This is a genomic window from Spirulina major PCC 6313 (assembly GCF_001890765.1).
Classification (GTDB): Bacteria; Cyanobacteriota; Cyanobacteriia; order Cyanobacteriales; family Spirulinaceae; genus Spirulina; species Spirulina major.
Genome location: NZ_KV878782.1, coordinates 13,356 through 38,690, shown reverse-complemented (window position 1 = coordinate 38,690; position 25,335 = coordinate 13,356). Strand labels below are relative to the sequence as shown.

The following is a 25,335-nucleotide window of genomic DNA, read 5'->3' as shown; positions in this document are numbered from 1 at the left end:
CAATCCCCACAGCGAGCAAGATGCTCGCACTACTTTAGGTCAAAACATTATCTAATACTCCACTACGACAGCCAAAATCAACCGATCGACCGGATTCCGGGTTAATCCCTGCTCAATTTGAGAGATTTCGTTTCCGGCTGGCTCAATTGGTGTGTCAAATTCAAAACGATAGCTTAGGCGCACCGTTCCAGTGGAATTCTTCTGATTCAGAAAATTCTTAACCACATTCGCCGTGGTCGAAAACCCTCGCTGATCGCCCTGATATTCCAGCCGCAAAAATTGTCCTCCAGCCTGCACCGTCACTAACTGATCAATATCAGGCTTCAATCGCGCCAACAAAGAAGCCGCCGTCATCAACCGTAAATAATCGAGGGGAGTATCTACCGTGATCTTCAATTCCTTGATGGCTTTAATTTTGTCGTCAGAGGCGCGATCGCGCAGTTGTGCCAAAACCCCTTGGGGCGTTCCACTCAACTCAAATCGCTCCGGCTTGGTCTCGAATAGGGGCGGTGGGGTGATCGTGTCATGGCCATTGGGCGGTTTTGGTGTTCCTGTTCCGTACACCTGAGCCGTTTCGACTTGTTCTACTATCTCCCCATTGCCATAGTCCGCCACAATCTTGAATGTCGTGGTTTGGGTGATTTCGAGAGTGCGATCGCCCGAAGGAGATAACCCCTCTGCGATCAGTTGCTCATTCTGAAATAAACTAACGCTCAAGGCTTCCCGCACTCGCCACCGCAACGCCACCGGCTTGGCATCGCCTGACGCGGGGCGCACCTCCGCGAAGAACTCCACCACTCGCGGCTTCGGCGGCTCCAAAATCCCCCGCCGATACAGCACAACGCGATCGGAAAACTCCACCATCTCCAAACGCGATGAAGGATTCTCAGGCGTTTTGATATAAACGCGATCGGCTACCTTCGCATCCCATTGACCTTGCTCTAAACCCTGCTGAATTGTGGCGCGAAGCGGGGGAATCTCCGCATCAATGGGCATATTCAAGGCTAGATTCTTGGCAAACTCATCCCGTAACCCCTTTGTTGTGATCGAATCTAAACCCGCTGGCCAAAATCGCTGCAACACAAACGCCGGAGCATAGGGACTCGTCCGAATCGTCTCCTCGGTACGAACCTTGCCACAATCCCGCAGTGCCTGCAAAATCACCGCCTGTTGATTGATCGTCTTCCCTTTCACATCACTCGCATCTTGAGGTGTGAGTGTATAGTGCATTAAACCCTTGGGAGCCTTCACATCATCCTTCGCCGGGTAAAAAAGATGTCGATAGGCATTGGTAATTGACACCCGTACTTGCAAATCCAGACTGCCGCCTTTATCGCGTAATTGCTTCTTCTGACTTTCTGAAATATCGTCCAATCGATTCGGACTGTTCAAAATCGTTTGAACCGCCCGATATTCCCGAATCAGTTCCACGGTTTTATCGAAGGTCTGACGATTCGCCATCAAGAACAACAACCGATTCCGGAAGGTGCGGAATTTCCCGGCTTCCCCTGTGCTGCTGAAAATTCGCTCTACAATCTGCGGGGCGGGGTCTTGGGAAGACTCTACCATCGCATCATCAAAATCCATGACACAGAGCGCGATCGAGTCCGAGACATCATCTACATCTCCCGGTGATTGCGGCGCGGCGACCAATCGAAAGGCCTGCGTTGCGAACATGCTATCCCGACGCTTGCGGAGTTCATCCTTGGCTTCTCCCTTGCCCACCTGCTCTTTTTCCTCAGCAATGATTTTATTGATTGAGGGTTCCTCTTTGAAGCGCGATCGCGACTCCAGCGGGTCATCATCGAGATACCACGCCACTTTGGTTAGCGTGTCCAACACATTCTGCACAAAATTACTCTCCACCCCTGGAGTCAACACCGACAGATTCAACTCCGCCCGCCGAATCCCCGACGAAATCCCCTGGGTGAGTGAATGGAGAAAAATAGTTCGTGCCACCCAAGTCGTAAACGGGGGCTTCCCGGCCACCACCCATTGCTCATCCTGAACTTGGGCATAGGCCGCCCGCCCATTAAGGTTAAAAATATCCGCCTGAATCGGTAGCCGCATCAACGGACGCTGTAAGCGCGAAGTCAGCTCATCGGTTACTCGTCGGTCAACACCCACCGGAATATGATGCGTGTGAATCATCGGAATCCACTGGCTGGGGTCTTGCCAGAGATGTTTCACCACCAACGCAAACAACCGCAACGCCCCCCGCGTCCGTTGAAAATCTGGAATCGAAGCGACCTTCTGAGTCAACAGTTTGAATAATTCTGGATGAAACGGATAGGATTGCGCGATCGCCTCAGCATAATCCGAATCCTGACACCCATCCGGCAAATTGAGACGGCTGCCCCGATAGGCTTGACTATATTCCGTCTTGGCCGCCTCTGCTGCCTGCTCACTGACACTGCTAAACACCCGCTGCTTCACAATGTTGTAGATTTCAATATCCGTTGATGGACTCAGCACCCGCTCCTGACGAGCCGATGCCCGCATCAACTCATTCAGTTCTGCTGTCTCATCCGCAAAGGTATCCGAAGCCGAAGCCAACGAATAAACCAGCACTAAATTATTGGCAGAAGCCGCCAAATCCATCAACGAGAAGAGGAACGCCACCACCTGCTCCGCCAAATCGGTTTTACCCACCACCTTGGCCTTCGCCGCCCGGAGATGTCGGGCAATTTCATCCAAAATGATGACGGTCGGATTTTTATCCATCAATCGCTCGATCACCGATGTCCCCGGCGTGATCGCATTCTCATCCGATCCCTTGAGCAGTTCATAACCCCGCACGCCCCCCACCTGATAGGCGATCTCCCCCCATAGGGTGTAGGTCGTCACACCCGTATCCCCGTGGAAAATCCCATTCTGCGGGTCAAGATCGCGCCCATCAATCGCGGCAACCTGCACCGCATACTCCGGAATTAAATCTAGATCGGCAAATCGTTCTAATCCTTGAATGCGCCGACCCTGTTGGCAAATGTGAAAAAGCGCGATCTGATCATGGGTTTTCCCACCCCCAAAGCTCGTCTCCAACCGAATCACCGGCGACCCTGAATCCCGACCCGTCAACCGTCCAAACACTTCTCGAATTAAGGTCTTTACACCATCCGTCGGGAACGTATTCGCAAAAAACCGGGATGGGTCTTGATAAACCTGTGGTGCTTTTCCTTCTACCACCGGCTGAATTTTGGCCGCAAATATTTCTTCAGTCAGCTCTCCAGCTTGGATCTCAGGCCGGGGAGTACAAGTCGCAAAAATTGATTCCAGCATACGCAAACAAACGGTGACTGCTGAGAGAATACAGTTGTGAGAACAATGGAGCTTTGTTGTTGGCAGACACTCCAGTGAATCACGCTCTAGAATGAGCTGATTGATTATACCCTGACCCGTCGTAAAGGGTCTGTATCCAATCAAGACTCTTTACCTCAGCAGTCTCCCCAGACGATAGGAAAAATTTGGGGCATAACGTTATGCCCCATCCAAAAGTTGGTCAAGTTGGGCCAATAAACTGTCCAATTTCTGCCGTTGCTTCGTGTTCAGATTAGCCTCGGCACTACGAATTTTCTTGAAGACGCGATCGCACCGTACTTTGAATTCATCTTGGGGCTGGGCATTCAACCCACGAACACGATCGCGAATCTGCGCGACCGATAATGATTCCGCGATCGCCTGGTCTAAGAGCGTCTGCATCGCCGTTTCATCGTTAACCTTTGCGATCGCGATCGCCGCCGTATATTTCAGTTGCCCCTGAGCCAGAGCTTCTAAAATGATGGGCGGTAAATTTAAGACCGGGAGGCGATTCTTCACCCACGATGGCCATTGATACCCCAGGCCAATCAACAGTTGATCAATCTGCCCTGCCCCCTCAATCGTATTGAGATCTTGAGCGCGATCGTGGGCATGTTTCATCTTATTGAGGCGCGATCGGACTTCATCCGTATTCGTCACCAACTCCAAAGCAAGCAACTCAAGAATGCTCTGAGTTTCCTCAACCGGGTTGAGATCCTCCCGTTGCAGATTCTCAGTCAGGGCAATTTTTAGCGTCTCTTGGTTCGAGAGTTCCCGAATAATCACCGGAACTGTCTTAAGACCCAGCGCCTTAGCCGCTTGATAGCGACGCTCACCCGCCACCAGCTCATAGCCCTTGTTATGTGGACGCACCAAAAGTGGCTCTAAAATGCCATGCTCACTGATGCTCGTCTGAAGGTTCGCCAACGCTTCCGGGTCAAAATAGCGGCGCGGCTGGTGCGGGTTCGGTTTGATTGTCGCCAAGGGCACTTCATTAGGTTCGGGTGCTTCACTAGGTTCCTCATCAAGCCAGGTCTGCCGGGCAGCCAGATTTTGAAATAATTTGCTCCGATCAACCATGCGCTAATAATTCCTGAGCAACAGCAGCATAATCAGTCCAGGCAATCTTGGCATTGCGATCATCACGGACTTCGTAAACAGGACAGCCTTCAAGTGCCGCCTTATCATAAGCGGCATAATGCCGGATTTCACGATTGAGCAGCGGCAAATGACTCAACGCTTCTCGGGCCAGAGCGGTCATCTTGGAACGCCCGGTCATCGTGAGCAAAATCCGGTAATGTTGACACTCTAACTCCTCTAACAATTGCACCGTCTGGAGCATCGCATCAACCGAGAGGGCATCGGGGCGAGTCGGCAGCAGCAGCACATCACACCCCTCGGCCAATTCTCTCAAATCTTCCCTGTTTGGACGAGCCGGTGTATCGACCACAATATGTTCATAGTGGCGAACGTATTTAGGTGAGGCCGCCATGCTACACACCTGAAACGGCAGTGCGCCGCGTTGATGCCAGTTCAAGACGCTGCGATTTGGATCGCCATCGACTAAGAGCGTCGAATCCTGTTCAGCAAGGTAACACGCAAGATGAACGGCTGAGGTCGATTTGCCCACGCCACCTTTGAATGAGGTGATGGTAATCAGCATTATTTTTCCAGTAGAGAGCGCGTCAGAATGTGTCGCTGTAGATGATTCTACCCTGGGGCATAACGTTATGCCCCAAATTGAACGGTGCAAAAATTCCGGTCTCTGGTGTGACTTCTGGGATGCGCGATCGCGTCACAAGTAGCATTGCTTTCGCAGGGTGGTTACACAATCGACGGACGGCGGCCGGTAAGAAGTTCTGGTCATTTAAACCAGTATCGCTGTGGTTCATCAAATGGGTTATTGAGGATGGATTGGTTAACTTCGTAGGCCATTTCAGTTATCAGTCTGGATGTTCATCCATGACTAAAATCGTCGAGTCAGAGAGAGGTGGTTAAAAAGGAAGGAGTCCATCTTTTCCTCCATCCTTGACTAAAAGCTATGACCCATTTTAGTTCCGGGTCTCAAAGGACGCCCATATAATACTCTTTGAAGAAAGTATTCATAATGAGAGATTTTAATGGTTGTTTTCTCTTCTGTCTCACTTTGTTGATTCTCGTGATAATGAAAAATCATCCATCCATAAGAATTGAAGAGACTTAATACTTCCAAGAGCATTTCATGAGACGCATTATGAATTGTAAGAGTACCGCTAGCTGCTATTATGACAAGAGAGTTTTCTTCATCTATGCCACCTAAAAATCCTTCTGTTATCTCCGCAGACAGATTTAAATAGACTTCTAGATAGCAGGATTGATGATTGAAAAATTGGCTCTTGACTTCTGAAATAATATTGAGCCTTGTTTCTTCATTCATGTATTTTCACCATTAAATAGGTACGGATAATTAGTTTGAGGTAGGAACAACGGCAGAATGACGGTTCCAGTCATTTCCACCTCGGTTTATTTACCCCAAGCTACTTACAAGCTTTTCGTCACCAACAACTCATTGCCGCGATCGCCAATCACTTTTACCGCAATCTCGTTGTGTTCCCCCGCATCAAACGGGGCGCTGGTTGTCCCGGCGAGGTGTTCCCAGACTTCATTGTCACCAGCACATTCTTACCGGGTTCGGACTTCACTTGCATTGCTGTGGGGTCGAGGGCTTCAGCCGATAGGATTTGCTGTGCTGACTTTAGTTTCTTGTTGGGTTTTCTCGGCATACATTTCCGTGAGTGATCGATGAATACTCATTTTTTTCTTACGAAACGAGTCTCGGCCTCTTCCCCAATTGCTGCTGCAAGCTGAGTCTAAGGGAGCCTCATCTGCTGCTGTAACACTCGGATATTTTCGGCTAGGGTTAACTGTTTAGGATAGGCCATACGCTATAAAGCCCGCTATAAAATTAAGATTCCTTAATCCTATAGCGGGCGATGGGGGCGATTCAGTTGTGAACAAGCTGGGCTTCATCAGAGATACCGCTTCACTTTCTCCGCCCAGTCGAGATCGATTAGAGGGAATCAACCAACACACTCGAACAGAAAAACCGCGTGACTCCTACACCCCAAAAAACTAAACACCCCAAACATTGATCGGCAGGGGTGGAAAATTCGGAGTGGAATCTAAGCTCCAGACCTTCCCGCACGCTTTACAACGGCGGCGCGGTGTTCCTGCCGTGGTCGAAGAGTGAACAACAATTTCATCGTTAAGCTGATCAGCATCTAAACTGCATGTCAATAAACCTGAAGCCCTTGCTATAAGAGGATCGCCCTGGAAATTTAAATGGCGATTAGCTTACCCCGATGTGAAATCGTTGTAGGACATCTGAAGGACAGACTTAGGGCGTGTCATCAACTAGACCAAGAGCCAACCCACAACAGTAGTTTGTGTCCTTTTAAGAACAAATGCTCACTTTCCAATAGTGACTGATGTTCAAACGTATTTGATGACATGCCTTAAGACGCGGCTAAAATTTCTTCCTTACTTTTAGCCTGATGCTGAGGCGATGGTGACTTAGGACGCAGTTGATCAGCAATGAGGTGAAGCATCATCGACAGTTGCTTTCGGTCGAGGTTAGCGATCGCCCCTGCGGAAAAAACATCGGATGCGCCGACCAACTCCGCCACCCAACGCTCCATGAACCCCGGCGACATCTCTTCAGCGATCGCCAATAACTCGCCAAAGTCTCGAATGTTGGGGCTGACTTTCTCGTTGCGAATGTCTGAAATATTTTGCCGTGACCGCCCTGCTCGTTCGGCTAAACGACTTGGCCGAATGCCAGCAGCATCCATGGATGTCTTAAATGCTTGAGCTAGGTTGAAGTTTGACATTTTCGTAAGGGAAAAATAATCCAGAAGATGTATAGTAGTAAGTACTGTTAATCTTCCGGATTAACTAAAATTTTCATTACTTCTATTATGACAGACAAATTCTACAAACTCACCCATGACGAGTGGATGCGAGCACAATCCCTCAAGCCAGCCGAGCGTGATGTGTTGTTTTACCTCAAGACTTTAGACCCGTTTGGGGATGGGGTCGAGTTGATGGTGACTGAGATTGCCGATGCTCTCGGTCGGAACAAAGGAACGATTAGCCGCGCCCTGCGAGTCTTGGCCGAAGGGGATTGGATTGACCTCGAAATGGTACAGGTGAAGATTCGGGTCAAAAATCCAAAGTTGTCCTCAGACAACAAAGTTGTGTGTACACAACTTTCGCGGCCGTCACACAACTTGCGCGGCCGTGAGACAACTTCTGAGGCCGTCACACAACTTTCGCGGCCGTCACACAACTTTCAACCGCCAGAACCCAGTGAAGACAAGGATTCTGCTGTCTCTAAGACTTATTCAGACTATTTAGACTCTCTCACACAGGAATTGAGAGAGAGTTTTGAAAAATTTTGTTTGAAAAAGATCGAGTCTTCACCGTTTACGATCGCATCCTCAACGGCATGGCTCAACAAGCATTGGCCGGAGTATTGGAACGAATTCAAATTCAAGTATCCAGGGGCCTTGGCAAATTCTAGTGGAGGTAAATATTCCGCTGCGCCGGTTGATGAAAAATTCAATATTTTACAAGCTGCGATCGCAAATGGTGAGATCGCGAATTTTGACCGCAAGACAAACGGCGACTATTTAATCCACTGTGATGGAGCTTGGCTTTCGTGGGATGAATGGCAAGCCGGTGATTTTGATATTGAGGCTTACAAGGCCAAACGCGCCGCCACTTTGGAAGAACTGCGCCGCTTTACTCAAGGTGAACTCGCTCAAAAGGAGGGTAAGCCATGCCGATGAACCGTGCTTTATATCCCGCCGATTGGGATGCGATCGCCCAGAGACAGCCGGACAGCTCAGTGTTTGGAGGAACTTGGTATGAACCCTAAAGATATTGAGCAATTTCAAAAACGCCAGGAGCAAGCACCGAAGCAGTCTAGTACACCATTACTGGATTTGATTGCAAAGCCCGTCGAATGGATGCGGCCAACATGGCTGAATGGAACGTGGGAATATCAGCCGTCCCATTGTTGTGATGAGCGCCGTTCCGTAGATGACCTTGACTTGCTTGAAGCAGAGCTAGCGAGCCTGCATCGGATTCGTCGTGATTATGAGCAGATGTTGAAGGGGAAATGGCGCGAGAGTGCGATCGCCGATAAGGATGCTCAGATCGCCTATATAGAGAAGCGGATTTCTACCTTACGAAAACCTAAACGAGGGCGACCGCAAGGAAAAGCCAGCGGCAGTCTCTCCCCGATCGTCGAGAAACGAAATGGCAAAACTTATCCCGTCGTGCCCGGAGAGCGTGTGCCGAAAGACCTCGCGTTCGACTATCCAGAGCAGTTCAACTGGTTCTATCAGTGGGGTGAATTTTGCCCCCGGCGCGAGAAATGGATCACCAAATCCAAGCGTGTGCCGTCGAGCAGAGTTCACAGTATTAAATATCTGATTGGCAGCGATCGCCCCATCTCAGAAATTCTCGACTGCATCAAAAGAAAATGAACGATAGAGAACCCATACAAAATAAGGACTTCCAAAAGCTTCCCCAGCTCATCTTCCGTTTCGTAAGAAAAAAATCACATCGTTGAGCGATCGCAAAACAATAGAGAGAGCTAAAATCAGCCCTCTCCTCCAAATCGATTTACTCCTTGCCCATCCTGACCAGTTTGTCAGAACAACAGAACAAGAACTCCAAGACTCCATAACCCCAAATCCGGATCGAACAACCCAGTAACTCAGCTCAGGCTAGCCCTTGCTCAAAGGTGGCCCAAATGCGATCGCTACTCCAACCGCTCTGGATTCTTCAACGACCTCTTTTGGGACGACTTCAAACGCCGTTCCACCTTTTTGATATCCTCAGCCGGGGGCAAACGCTCCGGTCGAATGCCGCGATCGAGCAACGCACCGCGAATCGTAGCATTGTTCGTGGTGTGTTCATCGCTGATTTCCGGCTCAGTGCGAAAATCGTTCTCCTGGGTATTGTGGATCGTGATTTCCGCCGCCAGCTTCTTCGCCGTGAGGATAATCGTCGGGGCAAAATCCGCCAGAGGCTGCTTGTCCGGCACATTCCAGGTCGCCTTCATTTGCTTCGTTGAGCGTCCGAACAGAGCCGTATCTCCCTTACTGCGAATCAGACCAAAGTGGCGATCGCTCCCCGTTTGCTCAAAAATAACCTTAGACAACTCCTTTTCAGTCGCCTTGAGATCATGACGTGCCGAAACCCGCTCAGACTCTTGAAAACGCTGTTGGATCAGTTCCGCCTTACGAGTCTGGAGCGCGAAATACGTTTGGGCAAACGCAATCTCAGACTTTTGAGGATCACCATTCTGGGCAATCAAGTAGCACGCAAAACGAGTCAGCATCATATCCTGAATGCGTCGCTTCGTCCCTGAGCCAATCTGCACCATTTTACCGACATCAGCAAAATGGTCTAACACCTCATGACCACTGACATCGCAGGCAATCTTGGCATCATCGATCACACGAGTAAAATTCTGCCACTTGGCATATCCCAAAAGATGCTGAAGATCACGAGCCAGCCAGTATTCCACCCCCTGCTCAGTCTGTTGGGCATGACCCTCAAAGGTATCCGTCAATTCACTAATCGTCTCAGCGTGCATGGTGTCGTCTCCAATTAGGGGGCTTAATCCGTTGCCGATTCACATTTTCCCAGAGGGCTGCAACCATTCATCGGCTCGATAGGATTGGTATGAAAACTAATCCTATTCATTGCATAAATCTAAATTCTAGAATACTCTCATACACTAGCTTTAAAGATATTTTTGCTTTCATCAGCTTTTTTCATTTCTACTTTGGTTGGTATCAGCACCCGTTGTAAGCTTGTAGTAATCCTCTGAGAGGTTGCTCGTGATGTGCGGGCTTGGGGTTCAGAACCCACGGGAAGTTCAGTATTGGAGCGATCGATTCCGTTTCACCATGATTTGTCATTCATGATCAGTTCATACAATACATATATACCATTATTCGGAACACCATGGCACACATATCCTCTCTCGCAGATGTCTTAGCCCTTTTTGCTGAGTCTGAACCTGTCCAAGCCAATCCCAAACTGCTTGCCAACACTCGGACAGCACTAACCAAGTACTGCCTTCCACAATTAGAAAAACTTGAACCACTCGATCAACAAAGCTCTAAATTAATGCTTCGCATCACAGAATTATTTCAGTCTGCCTATGAAAAAAGCCTAACAGCAGGGAAATCAAAAGGAACCCTCAATAATTACAAATCCGCTATTCAACGGTTTGACCAGTGGAGCCGTAAACAGAATTGGTATGCCTCGGCCACAGGAACACAAATGAATAAAGTTTGTTTACCGATGTCCGGGGGTAATTACTACAAACGACATCGCCGTTCTAGGAAAGCCCAGCCTCAGTATCAACTCAAGGGGCAGCAGTGGACTGCTCACCTGAAGACACAGCTCGAAGCATTTAGAAAGTGGTCTACTCAACCAGAAGTTAGAACGCGCAAACAACCAGCATTACGACAAGAAACCTGGCAAAGTCATGCTCGTGAAGTCCAACGCTTTATGGGTTGGCTTCACAATATCCAGAAGCAGCCTCTTGAGAGTTTATCCTTGGCACAGCTTTGTGATGTTGATCTTTTATCTGACTATATTGCCTGGCATATCAATGAACGAGGGTCTGCCTACCGCAGCATGGAGCTTGTCTGTAATGCTGCAAGTGGCGCGTCAAAATTTCTTTATGGGCAGGCTTCACGGAAGGTTGACTACAGCGATATAGAAGAAGTTAATCAAATTAACTTAAAACGCCAATACATAATCCGCAAGGGTAAAAAGCAAAAAGATCGAATTCATCTCAATGATCATTTGGTTCCATTTGAACAAATCCTTGAAGTAGTTCAGTTTCTCAAGGATTGTAAAGCACCGTATTACCATACCGGTCAATCTCGTTCTTTATTTGCTCAAATTCGTAGTTGGCAGCAATATTTAATTGTGGCAATTTTAACCTATTGTCCAGTGCGACAGCGCGAGTTGCGGGAGTTAGAGTTGGGCAAAACACTCTTCCGTGAACAAAACGGCTACTGGGTAAAACTTTTACCTGAAGGTCATAAAAATGGCTCAAAGACCGGTAAAGGTCGGGAATACCCTTTACCTGAGCAAATTACTCAAGATTTGGATGACTGGCTGGAGAAAATTCGCTCACAGGTTCACACAGATCACAGTTTAGTTTTTATTCAGGTCGGCAATAGTCCTAACTCAAAACCGTTTGGTCAGCCTACTACGGACGCAACGATACGGGCAATTACGACTGCGGCAACGTTTCGCGCTTTAGAAAAGTTAGGATATGAACCCAAAGGGGTTCGTCCTCACGATTTTCGCCGGATTGCAGTGACATTTCAACGACGCTACGGACGACCAGAACAAGATGAAGCGTTGGCTGAATTGATGGGACATAGCAAGGATCAAGCCAATCGAGTGTATAGCCAAGTGACCAGCCGAGAAAAAACGCAAAAGGCGACTGAATGGTGGAAATCAGCTTCGTAATGGACTAATTCTCCCTGTTTGAAATTTCAATTAATCTGTACCTAATTCGTTATGCAGTCAGACAAATATATCCAACCTTCTCTTAATCTTTGTAAGGATTCAGGTACTTGAAACGCAGTCACAGCAAGGCTTTCAAAATCGAGGTGAGTTCTAAACTAACAGTTCATTCTCAATAATTACGCAAGACTAGGGGTTACAGCCTTGTTTATTGAGAATAACAAAATAGCTCAAAATAGCTGAAACCCATACTGAGCAGTGCTTACAGCCAAATCCTCATGACCTGAATGCTTACTAATCTTTTTCCAGATTCCCAAGAGATTCAGCACAATTCGTGCTTGTTATCAGTCACGTACCTTACGCAAGTTCTTGATCTCTTTGCAGCGTCTGATGAGGTTAAACAAAATCCAAAACTGCTAGATGATATTTATATTGTCATGACAGAATATTGTTTGCCGTCCCAAAGATCTCCACAACCGCTTGAGCGAGCTAAAGCTACTGTTCTTTTAACTCTTTATTCTTTGTTTTTTCGGACTCTTAATAAGATGCCAGAGAATATTGATCTAGATAAAAAACATCAACGCTATAAGGTGACGATTCGGATTTTTCGTAAATGGTGTAAACAACAAAGTTGGTATAGTGCAATCGAAAACTCTTATCCGAACAAGCGATGTGATTGCTTCTCTGGAGGCAATTACACTAAACATTGTATTGATAAACCTCATAATCAAGCTAAAGGAAGATATAGTCTCAAGCGTGCTGATTGGTGCTTTTCACTTCAGAAGGAGGTTGATGGGCTACACCAGTGGTTGATAACTCCGGAAGTCAAAGGTCGCCCGACTAATGTCATCCGTCATCAAACTTGGCACAATCAAGAAAAAGAATTGATGTATTTCTTTGGTTGGCTTACTAATATTTAATATTGTTGGTTATCCAATTTCAAAATTAACTTTAGAGCAAGCGTGCAATATTGATTTCATTTCAGACTATATGGAGTGGAGGATTAATGAGCGAAATGTTGATGGGGCATAGTGTTAGCTCTGCCAATCGTCTCTATGATTTAACCACCCAGCGCGAAAAAACTGCTCAGGCGACTGGCTGGTGGGATGTTTCCAAATAGTAGTGCGATCGCATCAAGATTATTGAAGACGACGAACGCCGCGCCATTAACCGTATCATTCGTTCTGTGAACCGAGGTCGGTTAAGCGATCGCCTAGAATTTCTCCTTTCTCTACAAGCCGCATCGACACTAACAAACTCAGCCGTAAAGCTGGGTTTTTCTTGGGTTATTGAGGAAAAGTGCGGGAACTCACCTCGCAGTATTTGGACGGTTACGGCCTGAGTTCGGGCCTGAGTTCAGAAACACACACGATCGCACACACCCCCTTGCCACGATGGACCCAACATCAAAAATCAAGGGAGGTGATGAACCACGAACGTCCAAAACGTAACTTTACCTGAACTGCGCTATGCCTGGAAGCTGATCCAGAACGGCGGCAAAAGCCCAGGCATTGATGGCATCACGCCGGGATTGTTCAAAGGGATCGCGCCGGAGCAACTGTCCCACATTCAGACCCAATTGAATGCAGCGACCTACGGACTCAGCCCTGTGCGGGGGATTCATTTGCGGAAAGAAAACGGGGGTAAACGGCTCATCGGGATTCCGACGGTGCGCGATCGCATCGTCCAACGGTGGCTTCTTGAAGACCTGTATCCCGAACTCGAACACCAGTTCGCTGACTGTAGCTATGCCTATCGCCCTGGGCGCAGTATCCAGCAAGCCGTGCAGCATCTTTATCTGCACTATCAATATCAGCCCGCCTGGGTGATCAAAGCCGACATTACCCAGTTCTTCGACAGCCTGTGCTGGGGACTGCTGATGAACAGCCTAGAGCAGATGGAATTGACTCAAAATCATCTTGCTCTGCTGCACCAAAGTCTGACGGTTCCCGTCATCCTGCGGGGTCAACGACTGCGCCGCACCCAAGGCGTTGTCCAAGGTTCTGTTCTCTCCGGGGCATTGGCCAACCTGTATCTGAGCGAATTCGATGCCCGATGTTTGCAACAGGGGATGAACCTCGTGCGCTATGGCGATGACTTTGTGGTGGTCTGCCACAGTGCTGAGGAAGCCAGAATCCGGCTCGCTCAGATTCAGGATGGGTTAACGCAACTCTACCTACGGCTGAATTCCGAAAAAACTGCGATCGCGCCCCCAGATCAGGAATTCACATTCCTCGGCCATCGCTTTGTCAACGGCAAGGTCTACGCACCGCCGCCGCCCTCACCGCTCAAACTTCGGGATGGGTATTGGGTACTCTCGCCCTCCGGTGTGCCGCGCTGGCGGATTCGTCGCCCTGAGCGTTTATTACCTGCACCGCCCAAGGTGTGCGCCCTGCGCAAACAACCGCCACCCTCTGTTGTTGCTAATCCTAATCATCTCTTTTCTGACCTTATGACCACACTCTATATCACTGACCAAGGGGCGTATCTCAAAGCCCAACAGTATCAATTTCAGGTGTTTCACCGCCAAGAACTGCGGTGCAAAATTCCCATCAACCAAGTGAGCCATGTGGTGTTGTTTGGCTGCTGTAACCTCTCCCACGGGGCCGTGCGTCTGGCTCTGGCGCGGCGGATTCCGGTGTTGTATCTCTCCCAGCGGGGTCGGTATTTCGGACGGTTGCAAACCGATGGCCAAGCCAAAGTGAATTATCTCTCCCGGCAGGTGGAATGGAGCCAGGATGAGGAACAGGTTCGCAATACGGCTGAGACGATTATTCGCGCCAAACTCCAAAACTCCCGCGTGTTGCTCCAACGGTTGAACCGTCGCCGCGCCACCGATGCCGCGCAACAGGCGATCGCGCAATTGGCGATCGCAATGGATAATCTCCCCCTCGCCGAATCCCTCGAAGCCCTACGCGGCATGGAAGGTAACGCCGCCAAACTGTACTTCCAGGGTTTAGGTTCCCTGTTCAAGGGAGACTTGAGCTTTAGCAAGCGCAGCAAACGACCCCCCACCGACCCGGTAAATAGTTTGCTGAGTTTGGGCTATACCCTGCTGCATCAAAACTTGCACTCGTTCATTGAAACCCTGGGCTTGCATCCCCATTTCGGGAATCTCCATGTGCCCCGCGACAATCACCCGGCCTTAGTGTCGGATCTCGTCGAAGAATTTCGCGCCCTCGTGGTGGATTCGTTGGTGTCCTACGTCGTCAACAAAAACATCATTACCGCCGAAGACTTCACCCCTGCCGATGAGCGGGGCGGTGTTTTCCTGCAACCCGATGCCCTGAAGCGTTTCCTCAAACATTGGGAAGAAAAACTCCACAGCGAAGTGACCCATCCCACTACCGGGCATCAGGTCAGTCTGCGCCGGTGTTTTGAATTGCAGGTGCGGGAATATATCGCGGCCTTGTTGGGAGATGTGCCGGCCTATCGTCCGATGCTTTGGGGGAAATAGCACCATGCTCTATTTGATTTGCTACGACATCGTCCAAGACCGTCGCCGGACGAAGGTGGCGAACCTCCTCGGAGCCTATGGGCTGCGAATTCAAAAGTCAGTGTTTGAAGCTGTGTTGCCGCCGACGGACTATGAACGGCTCGAAGCGCGTTTGCTGCGCCTGCTGGATTTAGACACGGACCAACTCCGGTTTTATCCCCTCGGTAAACGGCAACGGAGCCAAACCAAAGTCCTGGGCATCCAGCCAGACTATGCCATTGATGACCCTGCGATCGTGGTGTAGGAGGCTCATCGTTCTACCTCCTGTGGCGCTTGTTTGCCCAGAGGAGACCTCAACTGTTCACTTCATTTCAAAACACGACCTATGGTTTACATGAATTCTCGTCTTCCGGCGGCGTTGCTGCCCTACGAACAAGCCTTGAACGACTACGGCATTACCCCACTGCTCGACCAGATTCAAAATCTTTGGGATTATCCCCTCGCGGAGGCAACACTCAACCGTTTGGCCAAAGTCATCCTGACCCATTGCGCTCAAAACCTCAGTGAAGCCCAAGTTCGGGCGTATCTGTGGGCGTTGCAGGATGGGCAAGCAGCACCGTTGATGACCAGTCGAGCATTGCCGATTCCCCCGGATAGTCCGGCGATGTTCCTGTCAGCGCAACCGCCTCGGTTTGAGATGGGGGCAGTGGTGCAGTGGGTTCCGTTCACCGATGAGGAGGATGATATTGCACTGGCCGATTTTGGGATCGTGATGGGTCGCTTTTATGGCTACGCTTCCCACAGCGGCCAGTGGCTTTGGTGTTATCTGATTTATCTTGACCCCGATGCCCCCAGTGCGCGGTGGTGCAGTGTGGATACGGCTTGGGAAAATGACCTGGAACGCCTGGAGGAGGATGCATGAAACACCCCCGTCCTCTTCATGATCGGGAACGGATGCTGATGGTTTGGTATCGCCATTGTCAACGGGAAATGAGTCCCCAGGCGTTTTATCAAAAGTGGGCGGTGACCTATGAGGAGATGGCGGAACTGTGCGATCGCTCTCTCTCTACGGTGCGCGGTTGGTTCCGGTCGGGGTCTTATCATCGGTTCCCGCGTCCCCATGATTGTCAGCATCTGGCGTTGATGGATTGGCTCTGGGAGCATTTCGAGACTGTGCCGCCGGAGGTCTGGCAACGACTTTGTCCAGGTCAGGATGACCTGTTTCGGGGGGAGCGTTCTCCCTAAGCTGGGGACAGATGCAGCGTAGGAGCAGGCTGATGACCTATTTTGAACAACTTCATCCGTGGTGCGTTGTGCGGTTATTGCCGGATTGCCAGCGGGTTACGGTGGCACGATTTCGGCGACGGAATGCGGCTCTGGACTATGGGCAAGTGCTACGGCGGTTAGTCCCCCAAGGACTGTTTGAAGTGGTGTTTGATGCGGCTGCTGTTCCGTTGAATTGTCCAAATGATTCAGGTCAAACCCTGGGTTGTTTGGAGTCCCGACGGGGACAATAATTGATTGGAAATGACCTAACCTGGAACAAGTTCGCTTGAATCCTTGACTAGGCAAGGGATACAGCCATTGACGCTTGTCGGTGGCTGTATCATTTTGAGGGTTTTGAGGGTTTTTCAGGCAAATATCGCTTTGGGGGTTGATGAAGTCATGAAAAATACCATTTACACGAGTTTACGCGAAAATGCTCTAAAAGCCGTGGGATGTTGCAAATCGCTGAAACCCGCATTCTCTCGTTCTATCCCACGGAGACCGCATGAAATATAGGCTTCAGCCGTTGAGCATCATGCTTATTGAGAATTATTCCCACACTTTTAGGATGTTTTTTGCTATCCCACGAAAATGGGGTGTTATAATCCAGTCACAGCAAGGGGTCTACACCCCAAGCCTTTTCCTTCACAGGAAAACTAATTGATTGGAAACGGTAGTAGTACCCCGTAGTGAGTTGTTCTTTTCGGTAGGCTTTTCCTTCACAGGAAAACTAATTGATTGGAAACTTGACACGCCTAAGGTCAACAGCGAAACAATAAGAATCAAACTTTTCCTTCACAGGAAAACTAATTGATTGGAAACAAACTTTGTCTAGCACCTCCGACGAGGGAATCAGCTTTTCCTTCACAGGAAAACTAATTGATTGGAAACTTGGAAAACGCCGACTGCCGTCGACGAATTGTTCTTTTCCTTCACAGGAAAACTAATTGATTGGAAACGCGAAATTGGGTGGTCTTTACTTAAATCAGCAAAATGCTTTTCCTTCACAGGAAAACTAATTGATTGGAAACGACTCAGTCATCAGGTCCCAGCCTAGCTGGTTCCTGACACTTTTCCTTCACAGGAAAACTAATTGATTGGAAACGGTTAGTCTAGTCCAAGGGGAGGACGGGGAGTAGAGTCTTTTCCTTCACAGGAAAACTAATTGATTGGAAACGATTGAAGTCTAGGGATGTCCGTCCCATCGGAACGGACTTTTCCTTCACAGGAAAACTAATTGATTGGAAACGTTCTTGAAGGATGTAGGGCTTTGCCCGTGCGTAGCAGGCAGAAGGATGAAGGATGAAGGGAGAAATCAGGAATAGTGGAAACGCAAAATCTTATTTCTGCCTTCAAATTTCAGCCTTCATCCTTCATCCTTTATCCTTCAAAAGTGCTTCCCCTTAAAGAACGAACAAAACAGTATGCGTTGCGAATCATTCGGTTGTATTCCGCATTGCCTCAAAGCACCGTCGCCCAAACCATTGGGAAACAAGTATTCCGCAGTGGCACATCCATCGGAGCACACTACAGAGAAGCCAGCCGCGCCCGTTCAAACGCAGAATTTAAGAGCAAAATGCAAGTCGCGATTCAGGAACTTGACGAAACCGACTATTGGCTCGATTTATTAATCGAAGCAGAACTCTTTCCCAGCCCAAAAATTGAACCCCTCAAAGCCGAAACCAACGAACTAATCGCCATCTTCATCACCTGCATCAAATCAGCCTCTCTTCCTTTCCCCCTTCAGCCTTCAGCCTTCATCCTTTATAATGTCCTTGTCCCTCGCCCCGCCTGCGGCATGGTTCAAACCCCCATCACCTCGACCCAGTATCCCGACACCGACGGCAAACCCATGGCAGACAATACATTGCAATATCAATGGATTGTCTACCTCGTGGAAAACCTGCGGCGACACTTTGCCGGGCAAACCGTCTTCGTCGCGGGGGATTTGCTGTGGTATCCCGTCCAGGTCGAACCCGGTCAAACCCCGCCCCGCCAAGCCCCGGATGTGATGGTGGTGTTGGGTCGTCCCCAGTGCGATCGCAGCAGCTATAAACAATGGGAAGAAGAGGGAATTGCGCCCCAAGTCGTTTTTGAGATCATCTCACCGAGCAACACCGTGGCAGAGATGGCCAATAAACAAACCTTCTATGCTCGGCATGGGGTGCTGGAAATGTATTTTTATGATCCCGATTCGGGCAATTTTTGGGGATTTGCGCGGGAGACGCTCGACGATGAAACCCGGCTGGTGATGCCCCTCGATTTGCCTTGGACATCGCCCCTGCTGAAGATTCGGTTTGAGCAATATGAGCAGGGTTTAAGCGTGTTTTATCCCGATGGGGAACCGTTCAAAACCTTGCAAGAATTTGCCGAGGAGCGCGATCGCGCCCTCGCACGAGCAGCGCAAACCCAACAACACCTCGATCGCGCCCTGGCCAAACTGAAAGAATTAGGCATCGACCCCGAAACGCTGAACCCGTCCTAACCATGCCGCGCACCCTCTGTCTGCATCCTGACCATAAAACCACTGTGTTGCAAGCGTTGAAGCGGAACCGTTTTTTAACCCAAGGCGACCTCGCGGCGCATCTAGAGGTGGCGCGATCGACCGTGAGTAAGTTTATGAATGGGCATCCGGTGTACCTGTCCAAATTTGAAGAGATTTGTGATGTGCTGGATCTTGATCCACGGGAGATCATGAACCCCGAACCCCAGCCCCAAACGCCCCAACGCAGGAACTTTAGCGGGTTTCATGCCTACGATGACTGTTGGGTGGGACGGGATGCGATCGCAGCAGATCTGAGTCACACCCTCCAGGGACAATGCCGTCTGCTGTTGATTGTGGGGTTAACGGGTATTGGTAAAACCGCCCTCGCTGAACGAATTGCGATCGCACTCCAAGACGACCTAACCCAATGGCAACGGGCCAACTTTGACTACGCCATTAAAACGACCGATTTTGCCAGCACCGCGATCCGGTGGCTTGATAGCTTCGGGGTTCAAATTCCGCCCGCACAGACCCACCCCGAACTGCTGCGGGAAACCCTTCTGGATTATCTGTGCCAACAGCCGGTTTTGTTGGTGATTGATTCCGTCGAAGCCCTGCTCACAGAATCCGATCCCGATCAAGGCGCGATCTTTGTTGATCCCCATTGGCGGGATTTTTTCTTAGGGTTCCTCGCCAGTGAAGACAACCCCAGCAAAATTATCCTCACCTCCCAAGAACTCCCCCACGAAATCACCCCCCACCGCTATCACACCTTTTGGCAGCGTCACGTTTTAACCGGACTCCGCCCGGCCGAACAACGCGCCCTGTTCACTGCCACCGGGTTTGATGCTGAGGATGAGAGTTTGCAGCGGTTGGGAGCCGCCTATCAAGGCCATCCCCTCGTGTTGCGGGTGATCTTGGGGGAAATTTGGGAAACCTTTGGCGGCGATGTGGCGGCCTATTGGGGCGCGATCGCACCTCAGATCATCCATGTCGAAACCACCCTCGCCCAAGCCCAAAACGATGCAAACGATGCGATCGGCAGTGACGATGACTGGCAACTCCACCGCCTCACTCGCCAGGTGCGCCAAGCCGTCAATCAAGAACGCCTCGAAATCACCCTTTCCCGACTCCAGCACCAACAACGGTCCGCCTATTGGCTTCTCTGTGCCGCTGCCGCCTATCGCATTCCCGTCCAGCCAGAGGGATGGTTGATTCAACTCAAACACCTGAGCCGCCGTTTAGGATCACCCTGCGATCGCCTGCACCAAGAACAAGCCCTCCAAACCTTAGAGCATCGCTTCTTGGTCGAAACCGAGATCGACGAACACCATCAACGCCGGTTTGGCCTCCATCATCTCGTGCGGAGTGTCGCCCTCGAACGCTATCAACAACTTGTCCAGTCCCCATGAATGCCCCAACTCTCTACCAAGACTTGGCCATTGATATGGATGCAGTTCCTTTAGCCACCTTGAGCGACTATGCAGCGGTGGAATATTTTCTGACGGTGGAAACACCGAGCGCCACCGCTCCCCGTTTGGCCCAAGTGGAACCCTATTTACAGGCCTTTGAGCATCTCGCCACCGTGGCCGACTGGCCCCGCGCCGCCCAGGTCATCCAAATCATCCCCGACCCCAGCACCCCCGAAGAACTCCACCATCAACTGGGTAACTGGGGCGATCTTGAACGGCAAAAACAGATCTATCAACACCTGCTCAACCGAGTCAATACCGCCTGTGATACGGTCTGCCTCACGGGACTCGGCAATATTGCCCTGACGGTGGGAGACTTCACCCAAGGGCAGGAGTACCATCAGCAACACTTTGCGATCGCCCAAACCACAAACGACCGTCACGGGCAATGGATCGCCCTGGTGGGACTGGGCAACATCGAACGGGGTTGGGGGAAGCACGCCGCCGCCGCCCACTATTTTGAACAAGCCCTCGACCTGATCCAACAGTGTGAACCCAGCGACAAAACCCAGAGCGGACTGGCGATGATTTTGGGGAATTTAGCCAGCGTCCGCCCCCAGGATGACACGGCGCTCCCCCAGGCCCAGCGGTGTTTAGACCTGGCGCGTCAGCTCGGCCATCGCAGCCTCGAAGCCCTTGCCCTCGTTCTCTTGGGAGATACCTACACCGAACAGGGTCAACCGGAATCGGCCCTCACGGCCTATCAAACCGGGTTAGCCCTAGCCGAGCAGCAACAGGAACCGGAAACCCAAGCCGAAGCCCTGCGCGGTTTGGGGGAGGTGTACTGTGACCTTGACCGTATCCCGGAGGCATATCCGGTTTTAGGTTCGGCGTTGGCGATCGCCCAAGATCTCGATATTCCCACGCTCCAACGGGCGATCTTGACCACCCTCGGCAATTGTCATTACAGCGAAGGGGATTACGAGTCAGCTTTTCGCCACTATCACCAAACCCTAAAAATTTCGAGTCGGATCAAAGACCGCATCGGGATTCTGGAAGGACTCTGGGGATTGAGTAGTTGCTGTGATGCAGCCGGTGATCTGGAGCAGGCGATTCATTGGGATGAACAACGGTTGCTGATGGCGCGGTTAATCGACCACGCCCCACAAATCGAGTCGGCGGCGGCGTATCTGGGGTATGCCTATCTCAACATGGAACGCTACCCCGAAGCGCGGGACATCTTGCGCGATCTCTACCGTCAACAACGTTTAACGGGTGTTCCGGCTGACCTGATCATCACACTGACCAATTTGGCGGCGGTTCATCGGGCGGTTTCGGAGTTTCCCCGTGCGTTGGTTTATGTTCGGCGTGCTTTACGTTTGGCTCAACAGGTTCAGTCGGACAGTGTGCCCCAACTTCGACAGTTTCAACAACAATTACGGGCTGAAATGAGTCCCCCCCATTCCACGCCAAGACGAGGCCAAGGTGACCCGATCTCTCAGTCAAAATCGGGTTAAGATGATCAAAATCCAGCAAACCCAGTCTAGTCAATGGTTTCGGGGATTCTGGAAGGGGTGCGATCGTGAAAATCCGACAAAATCAAGCAATCAAGCCCCAATTTTGCTGTAGCTGTTCAAAAAACCAAGGTTTCAATGGATTTAGCACCAATAGCCTCGAAATGCTCTAAAAGCCGTGGGATGTTGCAAATCGCTGAAACCCGCATTCTCTCGTTCTATCCCACGGAGACCGCATGAAATATAGGCTTCAGCCGTTGAGTCCGATGCTTATTGAGAATTATTCCCACACTTTTAGGGTGTTTTTTGCTATCCCACGAAAATGGGGTGTTATAATCCAGTCACAGCGAGGGTTCTACAACCCAAGCCTTTTCCTTCACAGGAAAACTAATTGATTGGAAACAATTTTATACCAGATAACTGTCTCTGGCAGGTGTTGCCAGGGCTTTTCCTTCACAGGAAAACTAATTGATTGGAAACAGTCCAGGTCCCATCCAAAAATAAATTTTTGGTAGACGGCTTTTCCTTCACAGGAAAACTAATTGATTGGAAACACGGCGACCAGGTTTGGGTCACCTAAGGATACTCCGAACTTTTCCTTCACAGGAAAACTAATTGATTGGAAACTCCAAAAAACTTGGTCCACGCTTCTTCCTCCCCGTCTTTTCCTTCACAGGAAAACTAATTGATTGGAAACTGGACGGAGATGGCCTACACGGCCACCGCATTCCAAGTTCTTTTCCTTCACAGGAAAACTAATTGATTGGAAACCGTCATTACGTGAAAACGCGGCAACGAGTCCTTGACTTTTCCTTCACAGGAAAACTAATTGATTGGAAACATTTTTTCGACCGCTGAACCAGTGGAGACCACCAGACTTTTCCTTCACAGGAAAACTAATTGATTGGAAACACCCCACTATTTTGAGCGAATTGCCCAGTAGATTCTTTTCCTTCACAGGAAAACTAATTGATTGGAAACCCAGCGTGGAACCGCTGATCCATTTGTTGGTAAAGGTTTCGGCTTTTCCTTCACAGGAAAACTAATTGATTGGAAACGTTCTTGAAGGATGAAGGCAGAAGGATGAAGGCAGAATTTAGAGAATAAGTGTGTAACCTCACTGTTTAAACTCTCTTTTCATCCTTCATAGCTCATCCTTCATCCTTTAAAACTGCCTTCTAATTTCATCCCTCATCCTTCAAAACTGCTTCCCTTGAAAGAACGAAAAAAACAGTATGTACTGCGGATGATTCGGTTATGTTCTGCATCTCAGTACAGAGCAGACGTTGAAAGACTATTGATTTTGATGGAGTGGGAGCATCCTGCTCCCTATGTTGTCTGAGACTCCCTATGTTGTCTGAGACTCCCTATGTTGTCTGAGACTCCCTATGTTGTCTGAGACTAGCGGGCAAGATGCCCGCACGACAGAACATGGATTTTTAGAGAGCGTGCGGAGTTTCGCGATCGCGCCCTGTTCGAGATTAGGTGATGTGACGATAGCGGAAGCGGGCATCATTGAGTTTGAAGAGAACAGAATAGGAGCGGGATGTGCTGTCGTAGTGCGCCACTTCCACGGGGAGGAGAGTTTTTAAAGATCGTCCCAGCATAATTGCCAACACATTCGGCATACGAAGCACCAACCGAATCGAATGGGGGGCATAAATCGTGTCGAGTTGTACGATGTGTTGATAAATTTCGTGAGCGTAGTCAATGTATTCATGATCGGTAATGGTGACCGAATCTTTAACCCCTCGAATGTAGAGGCAATGGTCAATATCCGCAAAAAAAGAGTCGTGATTAGCCAAGCGCGGCTGATAGGATAAATCCAAGGCCACAAGCCATGTTTTCCCCTTCGATGTCTCCGGCGCGATCTTCAGATCCGCGAGATTACTTTGGGTCTTTTTGGGCTGTTCCGGTAGTGAGAGCATTTGTAAATCGTGCGGAACAGCGATCCGATGAGGATAGGAATTTTCAGTGTCGCTACTGTGGGGCCAAAGGGCAATCGATTCGGTATGGGTGACGGCTCCTAACCAGACTGCGATCGCAATCGGGCCAATGTACACCAATTCCAGAATATGCTCCCGTGGGGTTTGGCGTTGGAGTCGGGTCAGGTTATGGCGAATGACGGCGAGGGTGTCGTAGAGTTCGCTGGGGTTGTTGATGTCAATCGGGTAGTTAAAAATCAGGTCTTCCGATGCGATCGTGAGATAGCGTTCAAGTTCATAGAGGTAATTTTGACTCAGGTTTAAACGTTCCGCTAAGGCTTGCACTAAAATTTTGAGGGCATCCTGAGAGTCTGCTTTGTTCCCGATGTTGATAATCGTGGGCAGACTAATCGCACGCTGATTATAAAAAATAAACTTGCGGGTTTCGACAAAGACCCCAATTGAATAAACCAGGGTGATAAAAATGAACGCCACTAAATAACTGTCTAAATAAAATTCATACCCAGCGATCGCTAAGGTCTTCAGACCTGCATAGGATGCAACATAATCGGCTAAAAACGCACTGGGAATTGCAGCAATGGCGGCCAGCAATGCCCCCGGATTTTCGAGAATAATCGGTCGCCAATGAACCCGGATCGTGCTGCTGAGTCTATTAACTTTTCGTAACATCGTTTTACCTCACTGTTCACGGTTTACTCAGGCGTGAGCGCAATCACTTGCGCCACATTCACTCCTTTACGGTGGGATTCCACCACCACCGCGCCCCCCAAACGTGGGTCATAACAGGCGACCCAGGCGGCAGCGTGGCACTCATGCACTAAATAGGCATAGACCCAAATCGGCGCACGACCATTTAAGATCACTCCCTGACTCCAATTCACCCCCTCCGGCAACCGCAGCCCCACCAAATCCTGCGGCTCTGCGATTCCCCCCGCGATCGCGATATTAAGCTGTTGATAAGCCTGCTCTGGCTGCACCTCTGGCACTGTTAACGTTAATGCGATCGCGCTCATTTTCGTCTATCTCCTTTTGACATCAGGTTCAACCTCTTAGGATACGCCACCGCCCAACTGATTTATCCGGTTGATCGCTGCTCAGGGGGTGCGATCGCGGGGCTGCGGCACTGAGGGCAACACAATCCCCGGACGATTCCCACGGATCGCGCTGGTTTCTGCTCTGTTGGCTGAACTGGGTTAGGGCGATCGCAGCGGTGACGGTATCCAGTCTATGGGTTTTCCGCTCTAGGGGGGTCTCTTTTGAAGGATGAAGGATGAAATTTGAAGGCAGAATTTACAGGGTTAGAAAAAAGTTTCACTCTTTCTAATGCTCCCATTCATCCTTCTGCCTTCTGCCCTCATCCTTCAAAAACGTTTCCAATCAATTAGGGTCTCCAGCGAGTGGAGACGATTTCAATTTCTACACAAGAACT

At 49.8% G+C, this 25,335-nt stretch carries 20 protein-coding genes, 1 pseudogene and 2 CRISPR repeat arrays; of the genes and pseudogenes, 13 read left to right on the top strand and 8 right to left on the bottom strand.

Annotation, left to right across the window (positions count from 1 at the left end):
• Nucleotides 1-51 precede the first annotated feature (51 nt).
• The 5 genes from SPI6313_RS00160 to SPI6313_RS00140 all read right to left on the bottom strand — a co-directional run bounded on the left by SPI6313_RS00160 (nucleotide 52) and on the right by SPI6313_RS00140 (nucleotide 7,127).
• Nucleotides 52-3,279: an ATP-binding protein gene (locus SPI6313_RS00160; RefSeq protein WP_072619184.1), complete on the bottom strand. Its 3,228-nt coding sequence runs from the start codon at nucleotides 3,277-3,279 to the stop codon at nucleotides 52-54.
• A gap of 198 nt (nucleotides 3,280-3,477) precedes the next feature.
• A complete protein-coding gene (locus SPI6313_RS00155) occupies nucleotides 3,478-4,377 on the bottom strand; it encodes a ParB/RepB/Spo0J family partition protein (RefSeq protein ID WP_072619183.1) in 900 nt (299 codons plus the stop codon).
• Nucleotides 4,370-4,960: a ParA family protein gene (locus SPI6313_RS00150; RefSeq protein ID WP_072619182.1), complete on the bottom strand. Its 591-nt coding sequence runs from the start codon at nucleotides 4,958-4,960 to the stop codon at nucleotides 4,370-4,372. Before SPI6313_RS00150 ends, SPI6313_RS00155 begins: the two co-directional genes overlap by 8 nt.
• Before the next feature lie 369 nt (nucleotides 4,961-5,329).
• Nucleotides 5,330-5,713 carry a hypothetical protein gene (locus tag SPI6313_RS00145; RefSeq protein ID WP_072619181.1) on the bottom strand — a complete coding sequence of 128 codons (384 nt, stop codon included), beginning with the start codon at nucleotides 5,711-5,713 and terminating at the stop codon, nucleotides 5,330-5,332.
• A gap of 1,078 nt (nucleotides 5,714-6,791) precedes the next feature.
• Nucleotides 6,792-7,127: a helix-turn-helix domain-containing protein gene (locus SPI6313_RS00140; RefSeq protein ID WP_139276408.1), complete on the bottom strand. Its 336-nt coding sequence runs from the start codon at nucleotides 7,125-7,127 to the stop codon at nucleotides 6,792-6,794.
• Nucleotides 7,128-7,253: 126 nt separating this feature from the next.
• Here SPI6313_RS00140 and SPI6313_RS00135 point away from each other — a divergent pair, with 126 nt between their 5' ends.
• A complete protein-coding gene (locus tag SPI6313_RS00135; RefSeq protein WP_072619179.1) occupies nucleotides 7,254-8,126 on the top strand; it encodes a MarR family transcriptional regulator in 873 nt (290 codons plus the stop codon).
• A gap of 78 nt (nucleotides 8,127-8,204) precedes the next feature.
• On the top strand, nucleotides 8,205-8,828 hold the full coding sequence (locus SPI6313_RS00130) for a hypothetical protein (RefSeq protein WP_139276407.1): 624 nt from the start codon (nucleotides 8,205-8,207) through the stop codon (nucleotides 8,826-8,828).
• 278 nt (nucleotides 8,829-9,106) lie between these two features.
• Here the strand turns inward: SPI6313_RS00130 and dinD are convergent, their stop codons facing one another.
• Nucleotides 9,107-9,946, bottom strand: coding sequence for a DNA damage-inducible protein D (gene dinD / locus SPI6313_RS00125; RefSeq protein WP_072619177.1), 840 nt, complete (start codon nucleotides 9,944-9,946; stop codon nucleotides 9,107-9,109).
• A gap of 374 nt (nucleotides 9,947-10,320) precedes the next feature.
• Between dinD and SPI6313_RS00120 the strand changes: the two genes are divergently transcribed.
• The 11 genes and pseudogenes from SPI6313_RS00120 (at nucleotide 10,321) to SPI6313_RS00070 (ending at nucleotide 21,963) form a co-directional block, all read left to right on the top strand.
• On the top strand, nucleotides 10,321-11,850 hold the full coding sequence (locus SPI6313_RS00120) for a tyrosine-type recombinase/integrase (protein WP_072619176.1): 1,530 nt from the start codon (nucleotides 10,321-10,323) through the stop codon (nucleotides 11,848-11,850).
• Nucleotides 11,851-12,134: 284 nt separating this feature from the next.
• On the top strand, nucleotides 12,135-12,767 hold the full coding sequence (locus SPI6313_RS00115) for a hypothetical protein (RefSeq protein ID WP_072619175.1): 633 nt from the start codon (nucleotides 12,135-12,137) through the stop codon (nucleotides 12,765-12,767).
• A 542-nt stretch (nucleotides 12,768-13,309) separates the two neighbouring features.
• Entirely contained in the window at nucleotides 13,310-15,304 is a 1,995-nt protein-coding gene (cas1, locus tag SPI6313_RS00110) for a CRISPR-associated endonuclease Cas1 (RefSeq protein ID WP_072619174.1), read from the top strand.
• A 4-nt stretch (nucleotides 15,305-15,308) separates the two neighbouring features.
• Complete coding sequence (gene cas2, locus SPI6313_RS00105; protein WP_072619173.1) at nucleotides 15,309-15,587, top strand: CRISPR-associated endonuclease Cas2; 279 nt, start codon at nucleotides 15,309-15,311, stop codon at nucleotides 15,585-15,587.
• A 90-nt stretch (nucleotides 15,588-15,677) separates the two neighbouring features.
• A complete protein-coding gene (locus SPI6313_RS23815; protein ID WP_217650440.1) occupies nucleotides 15,678-16,205 on the top strand; it encodes a hypothetical protein in 528 nt (175 codons plus the stop codon).
• Nucleotides 16,202-16,528 carry a hypothetical protein gene (locus SPI6313_RS00095; protein ID WP_072619171.1) on the top strand — a complete coding sequence of 109 codons (327 nt, stop codon included), beginning with the start codon at nucleotides 16,202-16,204 and terminating at the stop codon, nucleotides 16,526-16,528. Before SPI6313_RS23815 ends, SPI6313_RS00095 begins: the two co-directional genes overlap by 4 nt.
• Nucleotides 16,529-16,560: 32 nt before the next feature.
• The gene (locus SPI6313_RS00090) at nucleotides 16,561-16,800 is read left to right on the top strand and encodes a hypothetical protein (RefSeq protein ID WP_072619170.1); all 240 of its coding nucleotides are present in this window, start codon (nucleotides 16,561-16,563) and stop codon (nucleotides 16,798-16,800) included.
• A 386-nt stretch (nucleotides 16,801-17,186) separates the two neighbouring features.
• A CRISPR array of direct repeats spans nucleotides 17,187-17,798; the repeat unit is 35 nt; unit sequence CTTTTCCTTCACAGGAAAACTAATTGATTGGAAAC.
• Nucleotides 17,799-17,873: 75 nt separating this feature from the next.
• Nucleotides 17,874-18,263 (top strand): annotated as a pseudogene (locus SPI6313_RS24205) (four helix bundle protein); the annotation flags it as partial.
• 84 nt (nucleotides 18,264-18,347) lie between these two features.
• Complete coding sequence (locus tag SPI6313_RS24200) at nucleotides 18,348-19,034, top strand: Uma2 family endonuclease (RefSeq protein ID WP_072619186.1); 687 nt, start codon at nucleotides 18,348-18,350, stop codon at nucleotides 19,032-19,034.
• 2 nt (nucleotides 19,035-19,036) lie between these two features.
• Nucleotides 19,037-20,446 carry a helix-turn-helix domain-containing protein gene (locus SPI6313_RS00075; protein WP_072619169.1) on the top strand — a complete coding sequence of 470 codons (1,410 nt, stop codon included), beginning with the start codon at nucleotides 19,037-19,039 and terminating at the stop codon, nucleotides 20,444-20,446.
• Nucleotides 20,443-21,963, top strand: coding sequence for a tetratricopeptide repeat protein (locus tag SPI6313_RS00070; protein ID WP_072619168.1), 1,521 nt, complete (start codon nucleotides 20,443-20,445; stop codon nucleotides 21,961-21,963). The genes SPI6313_RS00075 and SPI6313_RS00070 overlap by 4 nt, the downstream gene beginning before the upstream one ends.
• A 365-nt stretch (nucleotides 21,964-22,328) precedes the next feature.
• Nucleotides 22,329-23,018: direct repeats of the CRISPR family, unit length 35 nt; unit sequence CTTTTCCTTCACAGGAAAACTAATTGATTGGAAAC.
• Nucleotides 23,019-23,441: 423 nt separating this feature from the next.
• On the opposite strand, the gene SPI6313_RS00065 is transcribed toward SPI6313_RS00070, so the two are convergent.
• Nucleotides 23,442-24,575 (bottom strand): SAVED domain-containing protein, encoded by a 1,134-nt coding sequence (locus SPI6313_RS00065; RefSeq protein ID WP_072619167.1) that lies wholly within the window; start codon nucleotides 24,573-24,575, stop codon nucleotides 23,442-23,444.
• A 23-nt stretch (nucleotides 24,576-24,598) separates the two neighbouring features.
• Complete coding sequence (crn3, locus tag SPI6313_RS00060; RefSeq protein ID WP_072619166.1) at nucleotides 24,599-24,919, bottom strand: CRISPR-associated ring nuclease Crn3/Csx3; 321 nt, start codon at nucleotides 24,917-24,919, stop codon at nucleotides 24,599-24,601.
• Nucleotides 24,920-25,335: the final 416 nt, after the last annotated feature.

Bases quoted from the DNA above. Each gene is read 5' to 3' on its own strand.
- SPI6313_RS00160 (WP_072619184.1), bottom strand. From the start codon at position 3,279: ATGCTGGAATCAATTTTTGCGACTTGTACTCCCCGGCCTGAGATCCAA.
- SPI6313_RS00155 (WP_072619183.1), bottom strand. From the start codon at position 4,377: ATGGTTGATCGGAGCAAATTATTTCAAAATCTGGCTGCCCGGCAGACC.
- SPI6313_RS00150 (WP_072619182.1), bottom strand. From the start codon at position 4,960: ATGCTGATTACCATCACCTCATTCAAAGGTGGCGTGGGCAAATCGACC.
- SPI6313_RS00145 (WP_072619181.1), bottom strand. From the start codon at position 5,713: ATGAATGAAGAAACAAGGCTCAATATTATTTCAGAAGTCAAGAGCCAA.
- SPI6313_RS00140 (WP_139276408.1), bottom strand. From the start codon at position 7,127: ATGGATGCTGCTGGCATTCGGCCAAGTCGTTTAGCCGAACGAGCAGGG.
- SPI6313_RS00135 (WP_072619179.1), top strand. From the start codon at position 7,254: ATGACAGACAAATTCTACAAACTCACCCATGACGAGTGGATGCGAGCA.
- SPI6313_RS00130 (WP_139276407.1), top strand. From the start codon at position 8,205: ATGAACCCTAAAGATATTGAGCAATTTCAAAAACGCCAGGAGCAAGCA.
- dinD (WP_072619177.1), bottom strand. From the start codon at position 9,946: ATGCACGCTGAGACGATTAGTGAATTGACGGATACCTTTGAGGGTCAT.
- SPI6313_RS00120 (WP_072619176.1), top strand. From the start codon at position 10,321: ATGGCACACATATCCTCTCTCGCAGATGTCTTAGCCCTTTTTGCTGAG.
- SPI6313_RS00115 (WP_072619175.1), top strand. From the start codon at position 12,135: ATGCTTACTAATCTTTTTCCAGATTCCCAAGAGATTCAGCACAATTCG.
- cas2 (WP_072619173.1), top strand. From the start codon at position 15,309: ATGCTCTATTTGATTTGCTACGACATCGTCCAAGACCGTCGCCGGACG.
- SPI6313_RS23815 (WP_217650440.1), top strand. From the start codon at position 15,678: ATGAATTCTCGTCTTCCGGCGGCGTTGCTGCCCTACGAACAAGCCTTG.
- SPI6313_RS00095 (WP_072619171.1), top strand. From the start codon at position 16,202: ATGAAACACCCCCGTCCTCTTCATGATCGGGAACGGATGCTGATGGTT.
- SPI6313_RS00090 (WP_072619170.1), top strand. From the start codon at position 16,561: ATGACCTATTTTGAACAACTTCATCCGTGGTGCGTTGTGCGGTTATTG.
- SPI6313_RS24200 (WP_072619186.1), top strand. From the start codon at position 18,348: ATGGTTCAAACCCCCATCACCTCGACCCAGTATCCCGACACCGACGGC.
- SPI6313_RS00075 (WP_072619169.1), top strand. From the start codon at position 19,037: ATGCCGCGCACCCTCTGTCTGCATCCTGACCATAAAACCACTGTGTTG.
- SPI6313_RS00070 (WP_072619168.1), top strand. From the start codon at position 20,443: ATGAATGCCCCAACTCTCTACCAAGACTTGGCCATTGATATGGATGCA.
- SPI6313_RS00065 (WP_072619167.1), bottom strand. From the start codon at position 24,575: ATGTTACGAAAAGTTAATAGACTCAGCAGCACGATCCGGGTTCATTGG.
- crn3 (WP_072619166.1), bottom strand. From the start codon at position 24,919: ATGAGCGCGATCGCATTAACGTTAACAGTGCCAGAGGTGCAGCCAGAG.